The sequence below is a fragment of the uncultured Amphritea sp. genome, from assembly GCF_937127095.1.
Lineage (GTDB): Bacteria > Pseudomonadota > Gammaproteobacteria > Pseudomonadales > Balneatricaceae > Amphritea.
In genome coordinates, this window is record NZ_CAKZLP010000068.1 from 29,273 (window position 1) to 48,514 (window position 19,242).

General features: G+C 54.9%; 15 protein-coding genes. 2 read left to right on the forward strand and 13 right to left on the reverse strand.

The annotated features are described in order from the left end of the window. Positions 1 to 132: 132 nt before the first annotated feature. A complete protein-coding gene (locus Q0499_RS17435) occupies positions 133 to 2,295 on the forward strand; it encodes a TonB-dependent receptor (RefSeq protein ID WP_299202003.1) in 2,163 nt (720 codons plus the stop codon). Between the two features lie 129 nt (positions 2,296 to 2,424). Here Q0499_RS17435 and Q0499_RS17440 read toward each other — a convergent pair whose 3' ends face one another. The 7 genes from Q0499_RS17440 to Q0499_RS17470 all read right to left on the reverse strand — a co-directional run bounded on the left by Q0499_RS17440 (position 2,425) and on the right by Q0499_RS17470 (position 12,810). After that, the gene (locus Q0499_RS17440) at positions 2,425 to 3,522 is read right to left on the reverse strand and encodes an NAD(P)-dependent alcohol dehydrogenase (protein ID WP_299202006.1); all 1,098 of its coding nucleotides are present in this window, start codon (positions 3,520 to 3,522) and stop codon (positions 2,425 to 2,427) included. Between the two features lie 28 nt (positions 3,523 to 3,550). Beyond that, positions 3,551 to 4,495 (reverse strand): alpha/beta hydrolase, encoded by a 945-nt coding sequence (locus Q0499_RS17445; RefSeq protein ID WP_299202008.1) that lies wholly within the window; start codon positions 4,493 to 4,495, stop codon positions 3,551 to 3,553. Continuing rightward, positions 4,488 to 6,986, reverse strand: coding sequence for an MMPL family transporter (locus Q0499_RS17450; RefSeq protein ID WP_299202011.1), 2,499 nt, complete (start codon positions 6,984 to 6,986; stop codon positions 4,488 to 4,490). The genes Q0499_RS17445 and Q0499_RS17450 overlap by 8 nt, the downstream gene beginning before the upstream one ends. 4 nt (positions 6,987 to 6,990) lie before the next feature. After that, the gene (locus tag Q0499_RS17455; protein ID WP_299202014.1) at positions 6,991 to 8,109 is read right to left on the reverse strand and encodes a YCF48-related protein; all 1,119 of its coding nucleotides are present in this window, start codon (positions 8,107 to 8,109) and stop codon (positions 6,991 to 6,993) included. An 88-nt stretch (positions 8,110 to 8,197) separates the two neighbouring features. Continuing rightward, positions 8,198 to 9,556 (reverse strand): DUF1329 domain-containing protein, encoded by a 1,359-nt coding sequence (locus tag Q0499_RS17460; protein WP_299202016.1) that lies wholly within the window; start codon positions 9,554 to 9,556, stop codon positions 8,198 to 8,200. Between the two features lie 24 nt (positions 9,557 to 9,580). Next, complete coding sequence (locus tag Q0499_RS17465; protein WP_299202019.1) at positions 9,581 to 11,227, reverse strand: DUF1302 domain-containing protein; 1,647 nt, start codon at positions 11,225 to 11,227, stop codon at positions 9,581 to 9,583. A gap of 101 nt (positions 11,228 to 11,328) precedes the next feature. Further along, on the reverse strand, positions 11,329 to 12,810 hold the full coding sequence (locus Q0499_RS17470; protein WP_299202022.1) for a benzaldehyde dehydrogenase: 1,482 nt from the start codon (positions 12,808 to 12,810) through the stop codon (positions 11,329 to 11,331). A gap of 285 nt (positions 12,811 to 13,095) precedes the next feature. Between Q0499_RS17470 and Q0499_RS17475 the strand changes: the two genes are divergently transcribed. Then, positions 13,096 to 14,883 carry a sigma-54-dependent Fis family transcriptional regulator gene (locus Q0499_RS17475; protein ID WP_299202025.1) on the forward strand — a complete coding sequence of 596 codons (1,788 nt, stop codon included), beginning with the start codon at positions 13,096 to 13,098 and terminating at the stop codon, positions 14,881 to 14,883. Positions 14,884 to 14,890: 7 nt separating this feature from the next. Here the strand turns inward: Q0499_RS17475 and Q0499_RS17480 are convergent, their stop codons facing one another. Genes Q0499_RS17480 through Q0499_RS17505 form a run of 6 tightly spaced genes read right to left on the reverse strand, consistent with a single transcriptional unit; the run spans position 14,891 to position 19,159 of the window. Next, entirely contained in the window at positions 14,891 to 15,592 is a 702-nt protein-coding gene (locus Q0499_RS17480; protein ID WP_299202028.1) for a TonB family protein, read from the reverse strand. Next, complete coding sequence (locus Q0499_RS17485) at positions 15,589 to 15,990, reverse strand: biopolymer transporter ExbD (RefSeq protein WP_299202031.1); 402 nt, start codon at positions 15,988 to 15,990, stop codon at positions 15,589 to 15,591. Before Q0499_RS17485 ends, Q0499_RS17480 begins: the two co-directional genes overlap by 4 nt. Then, positions 15,980 to 16,591 carry a MotA/TolQ/ExbB proton channel family protein gene (locus tag Q0499_RS17490; protein WP_299202034.1) on the reverse strand — a complete coding sequence of 204 codons (612 nt, stop codon included), beginning with the start codon at positions 16,589 to 16,591 and terminating at the stop codon, positions 15,980 to 15,982. The genes Q0499_RS17485 and Q0499_RS17490 overlap by 11 nt, the downstream gene beginning before the upstream one ends. A 2-nt stretch (positions 16,592 to 16,593) precedes the next feature. Beyond that, the gene (locus Q0499_RS17495) at positions 16,594 to 17,334 is read right to left on the reverse strand and encodes a sulfite exporter TauE/SafE family protein (RefSeq protein WP_299202037.1); all 741 of its coding nucleotides are present in this window, start codon (positions 17,332 to 17,334) and stop codon (positions 16,594 to 16,596) included. Then, positions 17,331 to 18,374 carry a 4Fe-4S binding protein gene (locus tag Q0499_RS17500; RefSeq protein WP_299202040.1) on the reverse strand — a complete coding sequence of 348 codons (1,044 nt, stop codon included), beginning with the start codon at positions 18,372 to 18,374 and terminating at the stop codon, positions 17,331 to 17,333. The genes Q0499_RS17495 and Q0499_RS17500 overlap by 4 nt, the downstream gene beginning before the upstream one ends. Beyond that, positions 18,371 to 19,159: a hypothetical protein gene (locus tag Q0499_RS17505; RefSeq protein ID WP_299202043.1), complete on the reverse strand. Its 789-nt coding sequence runs from the start codon at positions 19,157 to 19,159 to the stop codon at positions 18,371 to 18,373. Before Q0499_RS17505 ends, Q0499_RS17500 begins: the two co-directional genes overlap by 4 nt. Positions 19,160 to 19,242 lie beyond the last annotated feature (83 nt).

Sequence of the window (19,242 nt, forward strand, 5' to 3'; positions counted from 1 at the left end):
GATGCGTATTTTGAGCGCAATTCGGATCGACCTGGATGCTGCGTCACTTTGTCACGCGACAACATGCCACATTGTTTCAAGCGGCTTAATTGCTTATTTTCCGCGCAACAAAATCTCTGCACGGACTGACTTATGAACCTTGTTACGGACAAACATCTGCCAAACTTTTCCCGCTGTCAGCTGACACTTATGGTCACGGCTGTACTCACCAGTTTCGCAGCACAGGCGGAAGAGAGTAGCCTGACTAAGAGCGCCACTGACGTTATTACGGTCACCGCCACCCGCACAGAGAGGACCTCCGCCGAAGTCCCTGAAAGCATCTCGATCATCGACCAGAAGCGCTTAGAGCAGGAAAAAATGTTCAATATCTCCGATGCGCTGAAAGGCACACCCGGCGTGCTGATTCAGTCCACCAGCGGCGGCAGCAGTTCGCGGCTTATCATTCGGGGAGCAGGCCTTAAAGCGCAATATGGCATCCGTGAGATCATGGTATTACGGGATGGGGTACCGGTCACCGATCCTGATAGCTTTACCCGGATGGACTTTATCGATACCCAGGACATCGAGCAGATCGAGGTCAGCAAAGGTCCGGCGAATATTTATGCAACAGGATCTACCGGTGGTGCTATCCACATCATTTCAAAATCGGTGTTTGATGATCGCCGGGATCAACTCAGACTGGGGCTTGGCGACGAGGGCACCCGTAATCTGCATCTGCGCAAATCCTGGATGACAGAGGAGGGCAACGCCCTGGCCATTACCGCCTCACACCGGGCGCAGGATAACGACTGGCGGCGCAACAACGAATATGAATCCAATCAGCTAAGTATTAAAGGGGGGATTCTGCCCAGCGATAACTCTGAACTGGAGATGGAACTGAGCATGACCCACTCCGATCTCAACCTGCCGGGCAGTATGGATGAGGCCCAGTTCGCTGAGTTTAAAAAAACCGGCAAACAGACTGACAATGATTCAGCCTTTAAAAACACCGCCCGTAACTCAGAGATCGTCTTTTTTAACAGCCGCCTGAGCGTCGATCTGGGCGACCTGACCTTCAGACCCCGGGTGTATTACAACCAGTGGAGTCACTTTCACCCGGTCACCGGCGTGATCAACGACACCGACGGCGTAGCCATCTTCGGTACCGACCTTGAACTGGACTATAGTCATAACCTTATCGGCGAGGATAACCTGGTCAGTGGCGTGACCTTCCGTCAGGACCGTACCGATAACGCACGCAAATATGCCTATGCCGATATCGTCACCGCAGGCCCACGAATTATCAGAACGCTTTCAGACCGCAAAGGGGCACTGCTGGAGATAGAGGATTCAGTCAACACCGTGTACGGTGTCTTCCTGCAGGAAAACCTGCGGCCGACTGATCGCCTGCTGATCGATGCCGGTTTCCGCCTGGATCAGATCAAAATAGACCAGGACACCTGGAACAGCGATACCTCTTACAACTATGGCATGGGCGGTTATCTGACCATTCCCGGCAGCGGCGGCGATAGCTCACTCACCCGTACCTTTACCCTATTTGCCCCCCGTATCGGCAGCAGCTATAAACTGAATGATACCTTCACTCTGTTTGGCAATATCTCTCAGGGGGAACAGGTGCCCTACTCCAGCGAACTGGGCAGCAATGAAGACCTGCGCAGCGCAACCAATACCAGTGTTGAGTTTGGTCTGAAAGGACGCACCAGCGATTGGCAGTTCGATCTGAGCGCCTACACCAGCAAAGTCGATGACGAAATTATTCAGGTGCGTACCGATAGTGAGACGATCTACCAGAACGCGGGCCGTACTGATAAAAAAGGGATCGAATTCAGCAGTTCAGTCAATGTACTGCAGGACAGCGTCCCCGGTGAACTGCAACTGGGCTTTAACTATGCCTACAGTGACTACAAATATGATGATTTTTCGGAAGTTGTATACGTCATGGGCGTACCGACAAACTTCGACCGCTCCGGCAATCAGCTGCCCTTTATTCCCGAGCATTATTACAGTTTCAGCCTGGACTACAAACATCCGAGCGGGGTTAAACTAAGGCTTCAGGCCGACAGCTGGGGCGAGTATTACCTGGATAACGCTAACAGCGAAACCTATGGTGGTTATGATTTTGTCACCAATGCCAATCTTGGCTATGAGACCGGCCCTCACACCCTCAGTCTGAATGTGCAGAACCTGTTTGATAAACGCTATGCTGTGGAGGTTAAAAAGGATACCAGTGGGGACAAATCATACTCGCCGGGAGCGCCCCGCAGTGTGATGTTAAGTTATAGTTATCAGTTCTGAGCTGTGTCTCCGTACTGCTAAAATGCAAAAAACACCACCTGCTAATACGGCAGGTGGTGGGCACGAAAACAATACATGTTTTCCAATTGCCTACGAAAGTATGGGCTAATTCACTTTCGCTAAGGCATCCTACATTCTGACCACAGGTTTGATGGTGACACCGGACTCAGAATCCGCAATCGCCTCGTTAATCTGCTCAAATGGATAGAACCGGACCATCTTATCGAAGGGGAATTTACCCTGCTGGTACAGGTTAATCAGCTGCGGAATAAAACTGTCCGGATTCGACTCGCCTTCAACAATACCGATCAGTCGCCGACCACCACTCATAAAGTGCACTTCATCGAGCACAATTTCACTACCGGGGGCCGACGCACCCAGCACACCACAGCAGCCCCGTGGAGCCAGGCTCAATACCGCGCCCCTGATCACCGGAGTCAGTCCGGTAGTATCCAGTGCGTAGTCGACCCCGTAACCGGTGATCTCCATAATCGCCGCGGTGACATCACCGTTAACGGGATTCAGACTGTGTGTCGCCCCCACCTCTTCGGCAAAGGCCAGACGCTCATCATTCATATCAACGGCAATAATAGTCGTGGCACCCATCGCATGGGCAGCCATCACCGCTGACAGCCCCACCGAGCCGGTACCAAAGATCGCAATCGACTTACCCGCCTTAACCTGCAGCGCATTGATAACCGCACCAGCACCGGTTTGTACGCCACAGGCCAACGGTCCGAGCAGATCCAGCGATACCGCATCGGTTACTTTGACGATGTTGCGCTCATGGCACAGCGCATGGGTGGCAAAAGAGGACTGACCGAAGAAGTTACTCTGGATCACCTCACCCTCTTTTGACAGCGCCGTCGTGCCATCCTCCCGGGTAGCAAAAAAATTGCGCGGGAAAAACTCATGGCAGTAACTGGGGGCATGATCTTCACAGCTGGGGCAGCCGCCACAGGAGTTATAGGTCATCACCACATGGTCACCCGGAGCCACTTTGGTCACACTGGCCCCCACCCTTTCAACCACACCGGCCCCCTCATGTCCCAGTACCACCGGCATCGGCGTTGGCAGCATGCCATCGCGCACCACGATATCGGTATGACAGACACCGGTCGCCACCACGCGCACCAGAATTTCATCCGCCCGTGGTTCCTCAAGTTCCAGACTTTCCAGAGTCAGTGGTCCGTGAACAGTTCGGGCTACAGCCGCTTGAATCTTCATAAATTTCTCCTGTTATTATTATCCCGGTTTACGCTACAGAACTAAAAACCTGCCGCCAGACGGCCGCCACTTCATCAACCGCACGCCCCGCTGCAGCCACCGCACCGGACATGCTGATATAACCGTGCGCCAGTTGTGGATACTCAGTCAGGCTGACGGAGCAACCCGCGTGCTTCAGCGCCTCAGCGTACGCCATACCTTCATCCCGCAGCGGATCAAACCCCGCCACCTGAATCAGAGTCGGGGGCAGTCCTGACAGGTTTGCGGCCTCCAGCGGTGCAAACCGAAAATCCACCGGCTCAACATTGCCTGCCAGATAATGCTCCATAAAATAGACCATACTGCGGTTGGTCAGCGTATAGCCCTCGCCATATTTATCATAAGAGTCGTATCGGGTATCGGGGCCCGATGCAGTAGGATAAATAAGGGTTTGCTGACGGACTGAGGGACCTGCGTTATCCCGTGCCAGCAACGCACAGACCGCGGCCAGATTTGCACCAGCGCTATCACCGGCCAAAGCAATCTGTCCGGGTGCAAACCCCAGCTCCGACGCTGCATCTGCCAGCCAGCAGAGTGCTGCATAACTGTCTTCGACGGCCGCCGGATAGGGGTGCTCCGGTGCCAGACGGTAATCCACCTGCACAATCAGACAGCCAGACAACCGGCTTAGCTGACTGACAACACCGTCATAATCCCGGGGGCAGCCCACCACAAAACCGCCACCGTGCAGATAGAGCACCGCACCAGCCAGTTGCTCCTGTCCCTCCGGACGGTAACACCGCAGCGCCAGTTCACCGCCGGGACCGGGTATGCTCAGATCAGAAATATTCACCCAGTCAGCGACGGCAACATCGGTGGCCGCCAGTATCTGGCTGTAAACCTCACGGCCAACCGCGGGGGGCAGGTCAGCAAAGTCCGGCGCACCTGCAGCCGCCGCCTGTTCCAAAATGCCTTTTATCTGCAGATCAAGCATGGCTGTTTTCCTCCGTTAAAGGCTGGCTTTTGAGACCATCCGAATCATTATCATTGTGTTCCTGCACTGGCGCACTGCTGCTAACAGGTGGAGCAAGCACCGTAGAACCAAACAGGAAGTGTGCCAGCGCCGGCAACAGAATCAACGCTCCCAGCATGTTAAACAGGAACATAAAGGCCAGCAGGATCCCCATATCCGCCTGAAAACGGATGGGGGAGAACACCCAGGTGGCCACACCCACCGCCAGGGTTGCACCGGTCAGCATCACGATCCGGCCGGTCTGACGCAACGCCAGCTGATAAGCCTGGGTGACCGTCATGCCGAAGCGCAGTCCCATCAATAACACAGACAGAACATACAGCGCGTAATCCACACCGATCCCCACCCCCAGCGCAATCACCGGCAGAATCGCCACCTTAACGCCGATTCCCAGCTTGACCATCAGCGCCTGACACATCACCGAGGTCAGCATCAGTGGCAACACCGCCGCCACGACACCACGCCAGGTCCGGAAGGTGATCCAGCAGAGAATAATCACCGCACCGTAGACCATGTACATCATCTGGTTCATCGCTCTTTTCACCACGATATTGGTGGCCGCTTCAATACCGGAGTTGCCCGCTGCCAGCATGAAGCGAGCCTCATCATCGCTGTTATCAGCGGCAAATCTCTGCGCGACTTCAACCACACTGTTAAGCGTCGCGGCCTTATGGTCCTTCAGATAGACATACACCGACAGCAAACTACAATCCGCATTAAACAGCTCCCGTGGTGCCCGAGCCTGCACCGCTCCCAGCGCGGCATTGTTGGGAATCAGCTCCAGCCATTTAAAATTACCCTCGTTATAGCCCACCATCGCATAACGGGACAGCCGCGCCATTGAGTTGGTCGACTCAACACCAGGTAGCCGTTCCAGTTGACCCGTCAGCTCACGGACTTTCGACAACACCGAATAATGGGTACAACTATCCACCGCGGTTTTCACCATCACCACAAAGATATCGGAACTGGCAGCATAGTTATCCGCCATAAACGCAGTATCCTGGTTGTAACGGGAATCAGCCCGTAACTCAGGCGCACCCGGCTCCAGATCACCGATCTGTAAGCGGCTTCCCACCACCGTACCAAACACCGCTAAACAAGCCGCAACCGTCAACGCAGTCAACGCCCATTTGCGCTCAGTAAACAGGGCAAAGAACTTCCATAACTTGCCGGGCAATACCTGATGAAGCTCGCTATCGTCATCACCAGCATTGTCATGCTGAACCGAGCGCGCGGCGGCCTTAGGTGTCACACCGATATAGGAAAGCAATACCGGCAACAGCACCAGGTTACTGATAATCAGCACCGCGACTCCCAGACTGGCCGCAATCGCCAGCTCGCGGATCACACCGATATCGATCACCAGCAATACCGCAAAGCCAAAGGCATCGGTAATCAGCGCCGCGATACCGGTGCGGAACAGACGACGGAAAGTGTTGCGGGTGGCCACATAGGGTGCCATGCCACTACCAATATCACGCATTACGCCATTCATTTTCTGCGCGCCATGGCTGATACCGATGGCAAATACCAGAAAGGGAACAAGGATCGAATAGGGGTTCAGATCGAAGCCAAACAGTTGCAGCATCCCCAATTGCCATAGCACACCGATCAGCGAGCAGCCCATCACCAGCAGCGAGCTGCGCAGACAGCGGGTATAAGCAAACAATACCGCCGTGGCAATCGCCACCGCCAACACGAAAAACACCAGAACCTGCTGCATACCCTCAATCAGATCACCGACAATCTTGGCAAAACCGGTGATATGAATCTCGATATTGTCACTCTGATATTTAGCTCTGACCTGCTCCAGCTGACGGGACAGATCACCGTAGTCTAACGCCTCGCCGGTGCGCGGATCTTTATCCAATAGCGGCACATAAACGATACTGGAACGGAAGTTCGCTGACACCAGTTGCCCGATCTCACCGGAGCGCTGTACGTTCAGCTTTACCTGCTCCAGACTCACGGCAGAGCCATCGAAATCACCGGGAATCACCGTACCGCCATCCATACCCTCTTCGGTCACAGCAATCCAGCGGGTGCTCGGCGTCCACAGAGACTTCATATAGGGGCGATCAACGCCCGGCAACAGATACAGTTCATCATTGATCTTCTGCAACGTTTGCAGATACTGCTGATCGTAAATGCTGCCCTGCTTAACGCCCACGGCCACTCGCAACGAGTTACCCAACCCGGCCAGACTGGAGCGGTTGGCGAGAAAATTGGTGATAAACGGATGTCCGGTGGGGATCATCTTTTCAAAGCTGGCATTCAGTCCCAACTGAGATGCCTGCCAGCCCAGTCCGATACTGATGATCAGGCAAAATGCCAGCACCAGCCGACGCTGATTAAATACCAGCCGTTCAATAAACGACCCGGAATGGGGATCGAACGCTTCCGGCTGCGAGTTCGTTGCAGCGGGTTTTATACTATTCGCACTATTCACAACGCTATTCCTTCACACTGCCGGAGGCACTACCCATAGCGCTATCTCCGGGCAGATCAAATCGGTGGACACCGACCAGACTGGCAACAATGGCTGCCCCGTCAGCCGACTGAACAACACCCGCTAACGGCAGCGCTGGCAGATCCGCTACCGCTGCAAAACCGGTGTCATTCCGGTTAACCAGCAGTGAACCACTCTGACTCACCACCAGCAGACGACCATCCGCCAGCATCGACGCCGCGCTCAGAGCAACCTCTTCCCGGGTATCAAGCCGGGTCCAGCTATCGCCGCTGTCGACTGAACGGAACAGATGTCCCCGCAGGCCATAGACGACAAACGCCCCATCCGGCTCAGCGATGACGCCGAAAAAGCTCCCTTCATAAGGCGAATCGATCGCTTCAAAATGCTCACCCGCATCGGTTGAACGCAACAGCGCTCCCTGCTCACCGGCCATCATCAACACCCCATCCGCTGCTGCCATACCATACAGATGCAGCCCCATCGGGTTATCAACCCGACTCAGCCACGGCTGCCAGCTCTGACCGCCATCATGGGTGCGATAGATGAGGTTGTAGGCACCGAAAACAAAGCCGTTGAGGGCATCAGTGAAATGCAGATTGAGAAAGGGTTTATCAGGGCCATCATCGATTAAGCGGCGCGCTTCACGCAGCTCACGCTCATCGCCACCGCGCAGCTGCACATCCGCCAACAATAACTGCGCCGCCTGAATGCCATCCAGCTGTTTTTGCCAGGTTTGGCCGCCATCTGTGGTCGCCAGCACCACACCATAGTGACCGACACTCCAGCCATGCTGGGCGTCGACAAACTGCACCTCGGTTAGCGCTGCAGACACCGGTGACACCACCTGATTCCAGTGGAGACCGTTATCGTCCGATAACAGAATAATGCCCTCTTCACCCACAGCCACCAGCCGCTGACCCGCACGTGCAACTGACAACAGTGTCTTATGCGCCGCCTGAGCAGAGATCTGCGCTGGTGTGTCCAGCGCAGAAAAACCGGTTTCAGCGGCGGCCACAGCAGTCCAGCTTTGCCCGCCCATCAACAACAGCAGGCAACCTCCCGCCAACCGGTTTCTTACTATAGAATTGGAAAATCTGACCATCAGAAAACTCCTGATCATCGCCTGAAGTTGGCTGCTGCGGATTACAGCAGCCGCCGTCAGGCAACGATCAAATACGGATTGCGAGATATTAGCGAGCGCCCTGATTAGCCAGTTCTACCGGACTCCAGGTGCCTTCAGATACCGGTTCACGCACCCGATAATGCGGGGTACCGCCATTCATCGCTGCGTTCAGATAGTAAGCACCGGTCTGCAGGTCATAACCGCCCCACATCACATTGGTAACCAGCGCTGGCAGTTCAGGCACCAGATAGGTCAGCGAGTAGTTCATCCTCCACAGGTCACCTTTGGCATCCCAGCCATCAAACAGAACAATTTTCCAACTGTCTTCGTCGATGTAATAGGTACGCTTCGGTACGGTATGACGCATACCATCTTTCAGTTCTGCATCCACCACCCAGACCCGATGCAGTTCCCAGCGGACATTTTCAGGGTTGAGAAAGTGCTCGCCCATCAGTTCATCAATACTGACCTGCGCGGCACGGTTATTGTTGTAAGGGATAAAGAGCTCTTTTTTACCCTGCAACTTATAGTGATGGCGATCAATAGGGCCAAACATCATAAAGGCCTCATCAAACAAACCGACCCCCGAGGTGACGAAATCGGGAGTATCATAGGCAACAGATGGCGCTTTACGCACCCGGCGCTGACCTACAAGATACTGCCAGATAGCCCGTTTTTTCCCGGCGATTGACGGGTCATGTACCAGAATCGCTTCACCCGCTTTGGAGGCTGGTCCGGTGACGATAAAGCGCCCTAACTGGTTTACACCGCTGTAGTTGGCAGCGTCACCCTCCTTGTAATAGTAAGGAAACTGCATCAGCTCATCACCTTCACTGGCCAGCGAACGATGCCCATCAGCAGTCACGATATAGGTTTTCATCGCAAATTCGACCGACTCTCCTGACCAGCCTAAGCGATGATTCCACATCACCTCAGCACCGGTTTTCGGAATCGGAAACGGAGTGCCACCATAGGCGCCGCTAACGGAGGTTTCATCCGCTGCAAGCTCGGCGCTTGTGGCATTCTTCAGAGTGTTGTTATAGACCCACTCGGGCGCCGCCGCTGTACGATGGGTGGGATAGATATTCATGCGAAAATCGGGATTCTTTGCAAACAGGGCTTTGACGCCATCATTCAGCTGATCGCTGTATTGCGCCAGATTAGCTGCCGTAATGGTAAACAACGGCTGATCACTGGCGAACGGATCAGGACGTACTTCACCACTTTTATAACCTGCCGCTACGGTGGCATAGCCACCTTTCCACTCGGGAATAGTGCCCGCAGCATTGCCTGATTTTTCCGCCCCTAACGGTGTCAGCGTAGTGTTAAGTCGCGCCGCTGTCTGAGCATCGACAGCCGCCAGCGACAGCTGTGAGGTCAGTGCCAGAGTAACCCCGGTCACCAGTACTTTAAGTGTATTTTTCATTATTTTTATCTCCACTGAATTCGGTTAGAAACTGCGCTGAATAAACAGCGACACAAAATCGCGGTCGGCACGGGTCTGTTTAAATGAAAGCGCCGGTCCTGCAGAGTTCTGCGGCGTCACGAAGCTGAACTCGTCGCCGAGGAAACGCACATAACTGGCCCCCAGTTTCCAGGTGTTCTGGTAGGTTCCGTTAACCCCCAGAGAGAAATCACCGCCGTAAGAGGCACCACCATTCATATTGGCAACTGCACCGGAACGCCCGGCAAAGTTGTAGCCAAGGCCAACCGGCAGTTCGATATCCAGACCCGGCAGTACCTGAAAGTAGGCCGGTGCAAAGATCATCCGCATCGCCCAGGCATCGCGGGTGCTATTAGGGTCCAGCGCATTCGGGTTTTTATCGACCGATACCACCCGGTTCCACGCCAGCTCACCCAGCAACGCACCGCCGTCCCACAAAGAGCTTGGCTGCAGCACATAAATACCGGAGAGGTTGGCATGGGCAGTTTTACCTACCGCGTAAAGAATGTTGTTATCGTTATCGGCGGTCTGGCCGACGGAGATCTGCGGATCACTGTTGAGCGGGGCGTTAGTGCGCATCGATGCTTCCGCCGCGATATTCAGCTGGCCTATTGAGGTGGTGGCGCTGGCGCCAAATGTGTCGATATCCTGACCATAGACAGTGCGGATACTCTGTCCGACCGGATCAAAGTAGAATCCGGACGGCGTCTTGGCGTGATAGCGGGCATAGTAAAGACCATACTCAAAATCACTCTCTTCCGGGGCGATACGCAGTTTCAGACCACCCTGACCGGCATCATCCGGTTCTACATCTGAGATATGGTTCCAGACAACCCCGGGACCGGCGATCAGTGACTCAGTACCGGGACCGGCCCAGTCGATATTCGACAGATAGCTGCCAACACCCGGCAGGCGGGTCTCCTCCCAGCCGAACTGATAATAACCACCCAGCGATAGTTCCGGACTGATCTGCAAGGTGCCTGACAGCTGGTTAACCGGCCGCAGCACCTCTTTAAACTGTGTGCTCGGTACGCTTAACAATTTGATCAGATCGATGGGCCCCTGAGCATCGGCGATACCGTTGGCACCGAAGAACAGTGTTTCACCGTAGACCAGTGAGTGACGTCCCAGACGCAGATTGCTGCGCATATCACCGAGGTCAAAGTTACCGTAGACAAATGCATCCAGCAGTTCAGCTTTACGTCCATGGACATCGCGGGTTTCGTCGGTGAACTTGTTGTTTTTGACACTGGTGGAATTATTGGTAAACGGCGAGTCATTATCGTTGCTCTGGTTATACACCGAGTCATACCAGGCGGCACCGCTGACCCGCACACCGTAGTCTTTATAGCGGGCATCCAGCTCGGTCAGCCAGTCGAGACGATTGGAGATCAGCCCCTTATCGAAGTTGCGGTCACCGTCATCGTAGTTAACATCAGCCAGTAAGGTATCTGACTTATCTTCCACCCGGAACGCAGCACTGTATTTAAGGGTGTTGTCCCAGCGCAAGTTAATATCGGGATTGCCGGTATCAATTTTATACGCCAGCGCCTCTGGAACGCATAGAACGGTTGCCAGCGAGATGGCAACGGTCAGAGGCTTTAAGGGCATCTTTGTCAGAGACAAGGATTTTAAGCGGGAGTTGTTATTCATATTTTATTCCTTCGCTTTGAATTAAATCTTGCAACGCAGTGACGTGAAGGGTTCGCCAGCCACGCTGCAAGCTTGAAACAGGTTAAACGGAGTAACGACTATCAGAAGGGATAGGCTGGCGGGGTATCCTTCACGGTGACCCACTGCCACTGACAGAACTCATCCCAGTCAGCCGGTCCGCCGATGCTGCCACCATTGCCGGAAGCGCCGCGACCACCAAAGGGGTTGATGCACTCATCATTGACGGTCTGATCATTGATATGCACCATGCCCGCGTGCAGACGCTCGCCGATCGCTGTCGCCCGGCCGACTGAGCGACAGATCACCGCCGCAGCCAGACCATACTCAGTATCATTGGCGATACGGATCGCCTCCTCGTCGTCGCGGTAGGTAATGATGCTGGCAACCGGGCCAAAGAACTCCTCGCTATAGGCGCGCATTCCCGGTTTAACCCCCGACAGAACGGTCGGCTGATAGTAGGGCCCTTCGGGCTCACCACCCGCTTCCAGGGTCGCACCGGCAGCCACGCTCTCTTTGACGATGGCATCCACCCGCTCCAGTTGAGCACGGTTGATAATCGGTCCCATCGCCACGTTACCATCGGTTGGATTGCCAAAAGGCAGGTGAGCAGCTTTAGCCACCAGCCTTTCTGTCAGTTGCGCTGCAATTGATTCATGAACAATGATGCGTCCCGATGCCATGCAGATCTGCCCCTGATGGAACCAGGCACCCCAGGCTGCATTGCTGGCTGCCAGATCAAGATCGACATCCTCGGTGATAATCAGCGGACTTTTACCGCCCAGCTCCAGCATCACTTTTTTCAGATGGCGTCCGGCCAGCTCACCGATTCTGCGGCCGACCGGCGTCGATCCGGTAAAGGCGATCATGCGCACATGGGGATCGGTACACAGTGCCTCACCGGCATCCGCGCCACCAGGAATCACATGCAGCAAACCTTTTGGCAGCCCCGCCTGTTCAAACGCCCGGGCGATAATAAAACCACCGCTGACCGGGGTACGCGGGTCCGGCTTGAGCACCACGGCATTTCCGGCAGCCAGCGCAGGAGCGACGGCCCGAATGGACAGAATCAGCGGAAAATTGAACGGTGATATCACGCCGATAACCCCTAATGGCTGGCGCTTAGCAATAGACAGAGTGCCGGATGCCGAAGGCAGCACCAGACCATGATCCGGATCGAGCAGCATCGCCGCCGAACGACGCAGAATCACCACTGCCTCGCGCACCTCATGCTCGCCCTTGGCAAAGATGCCACCGGTTTCCCGGGCGATCCAGGTTCTCGCCGCTGCAAAATCCTGTTGCAGAACCTCAGCGGCACGAAAAAAGATATCTGCCCGCTCACGGCAGGACATGTTCACCCACTCCGCCTGTGCCTCTGCAGCACTGCGCGCAGCAATGGCGATATCGGCCGCATCACCCATACCGGTTTTAGTCAGCGTTTCCCCGGTTGCCGGTTCAATGACTACTACACTGCCGCCCTGAGCCGCCTTCCAGCCACCATCAAATATCCGCCCCTCCCAGAGGGATGAATCCAGCAGACCTGAGCCACCTTCTATAATTGACACAATAGAACCTCCAGCGTGTTGTCCGCCCAAAAACAGTTGGGAATGGACTTTTTTATTGTTAACCGGATAGAGCAACCGCTGTGCCAGATTTCGCAACAGCCCCATTTACCGCAACGCAACATTCGCTAAATGCTGGCAAAAACAGGCTATGACTGAACGAATTTTTTATATCAGATTGCAGTGCACAAGAACTATTTGAATACTCAACAGTTGATAAGTTTGTTAAATACCGCAAAACGACTTAATATTTTTGTTAAAAATAATGATAACAATGAGTACCGCCTGATGACCTCTTCTCCTGCTGCAGATCAACCGAATCTGACCACAGCACGTACATCTGAACTCCCCGCTGGCGACAGCGACAACCTCACTGAAGGTTCCGGTCTGGACTTTGGCCAACTCTCTGAGTATCTGCATTTCTCCCCTAAAGACGGGCGGATCTGGCTGGATGGGCAACGCATGATTCTGATGCATAACTCATCGCTGGGCAGTCTTCGGCGTGAACTGATTGAGCGGTTGGGGATTGAACGGGCACGGGGACTACTGACCCGTTCGGGCTACAGCTCCGGCGTCCGGGATGCGCAACTGGTGCGCGAACGCTGGCCCGATGCCGACCCGGAAGCGATCTTCTTTGCGGGCACCCAGCTGCACTCATTGGAGGGCGTGGTGCAGGTGGAAACCATCCACTTTGAGTTCGATCCCCATCAGGGCACCTACGATGGTGAATTTCTCTGGCACCATTCCAGTGAAGATGATGAACATATCGCCGCCTACGGCATCGGCACCGAACCCGCCTGCTGGATGCAGCTGGGCTATGCCATGGGTTATGTGACCACACTACTGGGACGACTGACCGTATTCCGTGAGGTTGAGTGCCGCTCAATGGGCCACGCCACCTGCCGGGTGATCGGCCGAACCGTCGAACTCTGGGGCGATGTCGAAGAGGATCTGCGCTATCTCAATGCTGAAGATTTTGTCAGTCATAGCAATACCGGCTCAGGCTCGCTGCCCACCGCCGCGCCACTGCCAGTGGCCAATACTCAACTACCGGTACTGGGCGAGCGGCAGTTAATCGGTATCTCCTCCGCCTTTATTGCCGCCTGTCATATGTTACGACGGGTTGCCAGCACCCGCGCCACGGTTCTCTTTACCGGCGAATCCGGTGTGGGTAAAGAACTGTTTGCCCGTATGCTGCATGAGATCGGCAGCCGTAAAGATGAACCCTTCATTGCCATCAACTGTGCTGCCATTCCCGAAACCCTGATCGAATCTGAACTGTTTGGTGTCGACAAAGGCGCTTTTACCGGAGCCACCACCTCACGGCCGGGGCGCTTCGAACGCGCCCACGGAGGCACACTATTTCTCGATGAGATCGGCACACTCAGCCCCAGCTCCCAGGGCAAACTGTTGCGGGTATTACAGGAGGGGGTATTAGAACGGGTCGGTGGCACCAGTCTGATCAGCGTCGATGTGCGGGTGGTCGCCGCCACCAACGTCGAGCTGAGGGATGCGGTCGCTAAAGGAGAGTTTCGCGAGGATCTGTTTTTTCGCCTGAATGTCTTTCCTATCCTGTTGCCACCCTTGCGAGAACGGCGTGACGATATTCCGCTGCTGCTGTCGCATTTTCTTGAGCATTACAATCAGCGCCACGAGCGCGACATCCGCGGCTTCACCCTGAAAGCGATGCGGGCCCTGCTAAACTACCGTTTTCCCGGCAATATTCGCGAGTTACAGAACCTGGTCGAACGAGGAGTGATAGCCGCCGAAGACGGGTCACTGATCGACCTCTCCCATCTGTTCCGGGATGAGGAAACCACCCGGGCTTTGCTGTTTACCATCAGTTCAGCAGGAGAGCTGAGTCAGGATAGCGAGGAATCAGCCCTGGAGCAGTTCCGGCGTTTCGCCCCGGCTAACGCTGTCGGCCCCTCCCTCGATAAACTGGAAGCACGTCTGGTGAGTGAGGCGGTCAGTCAGGCGGATGGCAACCTGTCTGCAGCCGCAAGGCTGTTGGGGTTAACCCGCTCGCGGCTGGCCTATCGGATGAAAAAGATTAACGAGAGTAATCAGGATTAACGCTTCATTACAGCAACTTATAGTCCAGTGCCAGCCGATAACTGAATGCCCCCTGCCCATCCGGCAGGGGCAACGGAAGTGATCGCTGCACCGCCTCCAGCGTGGCCTGATAAAACAACCGATTGCCCTCAAGCCATTCAAACTTTTCCAATGCCCCCTGACTATCCAGTGACAGTTTAAAACTGACCCGCCCCTCAATCCCCCGGGACTGTGCCCGCTTCGGGTAACGTTTATGCTGATCGATACGCTGTACCAGTAGTGCCAGAAAGCGCTGCCGCTGTTGTTCGGCGGTGATCACCGGTGCAACAGGCTGTGCGCTGTTAACCGGATTAGTTGCGGCCACAAGGGGGGATTCTGCCACCGCCTTCTGCGGCCTGGACTGTAACACTGGCTCAGGTTGAGGCTTTGGTCTGGGCTTCGGTTTTGGCTTAGGCTTCGGTTTTGGCTTCACAGGTTTAGGGACAACCCGCGGCTCTGGTTTCGGCTCTGGAGCCTGAACCGTTTCAGGCAACGGGGCTTCTGCGGGCAGAGGCGGCACTGCTTGCGCCATTAACATCACCGGCTGATAGCTCACCGGGACGGCCGCCGCGACACTCATTTCCGGCTGCTGCAACTGTTGCCAGATAACTGCATGCACCCCGCCAGACAAAAGCAAACCCGCTAACAGATAGCCACCAGTACGACGCCGCTGTTCAAATTTCAGATTCATTTTTCCCGGGTAGCAATTTCAAGATGAGTGATATGCAGTAATCGGGCTATATCGAGCAGCGTCACCACCTTGTCAAAACTTACCTGACTATCCGCTTTAACACGCAGCAGACGGTCAGGGTTATCACTGAACAGAGACTGCAGACGCTGCTCCAGCAGTTGCCCATGCACCACTTCAGAGTTGATATAAAAACTACCCGACGGATCAATCGATACCACCACCGGTTCGACCTCAGTCACCGCTTCAGCACTGGCCGCTTCCGGCAGCGTCAGATCAATCTGTTTCTCATCAACAAAATGCGCCGTCAGCATAAAAAACACGAGCAGCAGAAACACAATATCAATCAGCGGCGTCAGGTTCAGCGTGATCAGACTGTGCGCAGGCGACTTATAGGACATCCGCAACGCTCTCCCAGGCATCCAGGCCCTCATCAGCGGCAACACCAACGCTCTCTGAGCGATCCAGCACCAGCGCAGCGGTCTGATGCAGGTGCCAGTGATAACGGCCCAAAGCAGACTCCAGAAGATGCAGTAAAATCAGCAGCGGTATCGCCACAGATAATCCTACCCCGGTGGTGAGCATTGCCTCCCATATCCCCCCCGCCAGGGCCATCGCATCCACTTTACCCCCGGCACTCTCTATTACCTGAAACGCTTTAATCATTCCGGTGATGGTGCCCAGCAGACCCAATAGCGGAGCGGTATTCGCCAGCACTGCAACGGTCTTCAACCCGGATTCAAACGGTTTCATCTCCGCCTGAATCTGATGTGCGGCGGTCGCACGCAGCTCCGGGCTATGCCCGTGCAGCCGCAACACCGTGCGCAACTGCTCGATAATCCTTTTTTCAGCACCGCCCTGCCACTGCTGCGGGGAAACCGAAAGATCGCATCGGCGGGTAAACAGAAGTTGCAGATAGCGGCTGGCGATAATGGTCAGTCCCAGTATCGAATACGCGATCAAAATCCAGATAATCGGGCCACCCTTTTCAATCCACATCATTTTTATATCCCCCTTAACGCGGTATTTACCGCCACTAACATCAACATAACAGCGCCGGTGCGGGTCAGCGCCTGCTGCCACTGCGCCAGCTGTTGTTGCAACTCCTGCCCCAGCAAAGCAAACCCGTAGCGCACCAGCAGAGTGGGGATCACGATGGCCCCCAGTCCAAAGCTCAGAGCAACCGCTGCGCCCCACAAGGGGTCGGCACTCTGTGCTGCCGCGGCCAGTAAACCCAGCAAGGGAACACAGGGATTCAATGCCAGGGAGAACCCCAGTAAAGCCAGCTGTAAGCGATTTTTTTCAGCCGTTCCGTCAGTAGTACCACCGGCATCGGTGGCGATCAGAGCGGCTGTTGGGGGTCGCTGAACACTCGTCTGTAACGAACTACCCTGCGCAGCGCTAACGGCACAAACCGGTTTACGACTCTGAAGTAACATCCGCAGTGCCAGCCAGAAAGTCACCCCGGCGATTGCCCAGGGCAGCAGCGGGTGCTTAAGGTAATGTTGCAGCACACTGCCCGTAGCGGCCGCGAGGGTTCCCAACAGCAGATAGCCTGCGAGTCTGCCGCTCATAAATGGCAGCAGTACCGCATGAAAAGGCTTTCGCGCCGCAGGACCCAGCAGTATTGGCCCCAGATAGGGCAGACAACTGAGATTACAGGGGCCACTGCCAAAACTGAGACCGATCAGGAAGGCGGTGAATACAGCAGCACTCAGCTCCAGCCCCAGTAGCTCTGCACTCATATTTTCTCTTTTTCCGTTTGCTTAAAACCGATCAGTTTAACGCTGTCCCATTGTGTCTGGGCTTTTTTACGCTGTTTGAAATAAGCCGGACTGGAACTGAAAACCGGCACACTGAGATAGCGTAACTGCAGCACATCCTTATCAGGACAAAACTCAACACAGCGGCCACACAGGGTACAATCCGCAAGAGTAATATCCCGCGGCTTGTCCACAGAATTGCATTCGCTCTGCAGTTCACGAATATCCATCGGGCAGGCTTCAGCACAGAGACCGCATTTATCACAGCGGGCGCTCCCCTGCTTCACCAGCCGGGCGAAGCCCACTTTTCTGAATACCGCATGCAACGCCAGCATCGGACAGATGCGACAGAAAGGCTGTCGCATGGTCATCGCCAGCGCCACCATCAGACCAAACAGAAAGTCGCCGGTAATCGAGAGCGCCATATAGCTGGGACTGGAGGTATCGACAAACAGTTGTTCATTAGACCCGGTCAGCAGGGTGGTCATAATCCGGCTGGGACAGATCTGGCAAAACGGATCGCCCCACTCATTGCTGAGAAATCCCAGACTGGTCAGCGCTGGTAAAATAAAGACCAATCCGCCCAGCATCAGCCATTTAACCGGACGTATTTTATCGACTGCGCCGTGAGCCAGACTGTCGACCCGGCGTAATCCCAGTTTCTGTCCGATCAGCTGCATCACCTCCTGAAAGAACCCCAGTGGACAGACCCAGCCACAGAACGCTTTATTGAGAAACACAAACAGCAGCAGGAAAGTACCGACGGTAGTGATAAACGGCATGAAAAACAGGAACCAGTTACCACTGTCGACCGAGGCGCCCAGGCGGTGATGTAACTGATGCTGCAGCGGGATCAACGCACAATAGTCAGCATTCATTGAGTCATAGGCACAACTCAGTGCGGGCAGCGCGCCGGAAATTTTATCAGATGCATAAAACCCCACCACAACCGAGCCGTACACCAGAAAAATAAACATGCATAGCTGAACAAACCGACGAACGAGGGTCAGGTTGGTAATCATCTTTTTTTCCTCCGGCTATGGGCAGGCAGGCGACGGTTAAGCCACAAACCGAAAATCAATCCACCCAGGGCAACTCCGGCCCCCAGATTGGCACTTTTCCAACTGGACTGATTGACAAAGTAATCCGTACTGAGAGAGGTCTGATAGCCGATGCCGTCACGTTTCAGTTCACTAAAGATGCGCAGTTCACCGGGAGGATTGTTCCTAACCCCGGGGACAACACTGGGAAAGTCATCAGGGATAACGATGTCCAGCACCCCCGCCGTATCGGTGTGCAGAATTTCGGTACTACCCAGAACGGTCATCACCAGTACCGGCTGCTCTTTCAGCGGTTCCCCCTTAAACTGCACAAAAAAGCGGTAGGTTTTACCGCTGGTGTAGCGCCAATGCTCACGGGGTAGCGGATCGGGGACAATCTCCAGCGCCCCCAGTGACTCGGCTAACAGATCAGAGGGTGAGCTATCAACCGGTTTACCGTTGAAGTAGAGATACCGCACTGCCATGTGCTGAAAATCACTACCTTGCTCTTGCGCAATCAGCACGTGGTAGCTGTTTTTTCCCGTGGCTTTAACCAGATACAGCCCACCTTGAGGCTCCAGCGAGCTGCGTTGCAGGTCTGAATGCAGCAATGTTGCGGTGCGCTGCGCCATTGGGTTCTGGTCGATTAACTGAAACTTTTTAGGGCCGCCATGCCCGCCGCCCTGGGTGGGCTCAGGCTGCCAGTACAGATCCGCCTGCGCCACTGAGGCCAGTATCCAGAAGAATATAAGTATGAGAGTGCGCATCCTGTCCTTTCCCGGTTAAATAAACCCGCAGATATTAACCACACTTAACCCGCTACGGATGTGACCGAGTGACGCATGAGACA

Coding starts and splice junctions, on each gene's coding strand:
- Q0499_RS17505 (WP_299202043.1), bottom strand. CDS start 19,159: ATGCGCACTCTCATACTTATATTCTTCTGGATACTGGCCTCAGTGGCG.
- Q0499_RS17460 (WP_299202016.1), bottom strand. CDS start 9,556: ATGAAAAATACACTTAAAGTACTGGTGACCGGGGTTACTCTGGCACTG.
- Q0499_RS17485 (WP_299202031.1), bottom strand. CDS start 15,990: ATGTCCTATAAGTCGCCTGCGCACAGTCTGATCACGCTGAACCTGACG.
- Q0499_RS17435 (WP_299202003.1), top strand. CDS start 133: ATGAACCTTGTTACGGACAAACATCTGCCAAACTTTTCCCGCTGTCAG.
- Q0499_RS17440 (WP_299202006.1), bottom strand. CDS start 3,522: ATGAAGATTCAAGCGGCTGTAGCCCGAACTGTTCACGGACCACTGACT.
- Q0499_RS17445 (WP_299202008.1), bottom strand. CDS start 4,495: ATGCTTGATCTGCAGATAAAAGGCATTTTGGAACAGGCGGCGGCTGCA.
- Q0499_RS17495 (WP_299202037.1), bottom strand. CDS start 17,334: ATGAGTGCAGAGCTACTGGGGCTGGAGCTGAGTGCTGCTGTATTCACC.
- Q0499_RS17500 (WP_299202040.1), bottom strand. CDS start 18,374: ATGATTACCAACCTGACCCTCGTTCGTCGGTTTGTTCAGCTATGCATG.
- Q0499_RS17490 (WP_299202034.1), bottom strand. CDS start 16,591: ATGATGTGGATTGAAAAGGGTGGCCCGATTATCTGGATTTTGATCGCG.
- Q0499_RS17480 (WP_299202028.1), bottom strand. CDS start 15,592: ATGAATCTGAAATTTGAACAGCGGCGTCGTACTGGTGGCTATCTGTTA.
- Q0499_RS17455 (WP_299202014.1), bottom strand. CDS start 8,109: ATGGTCAGATTTTCCAATTCTATAGTAAGAAACCGGTTGGCGGGAGGT.
- Q0499_RS17475 (WP_299202025.1), top strand. CDS start 13,096: ATGACCTCTTCTCCTGCTGCAGATCAACCGAATCTGACCACAGCACGT.
- Q0499_RS17465 (WP_299202019.1), bottom strand. CDS start 11,227: ATGAATAACAACTCCCGCTTAAAATCCTTGTCTCTGACAAAGATGCCC.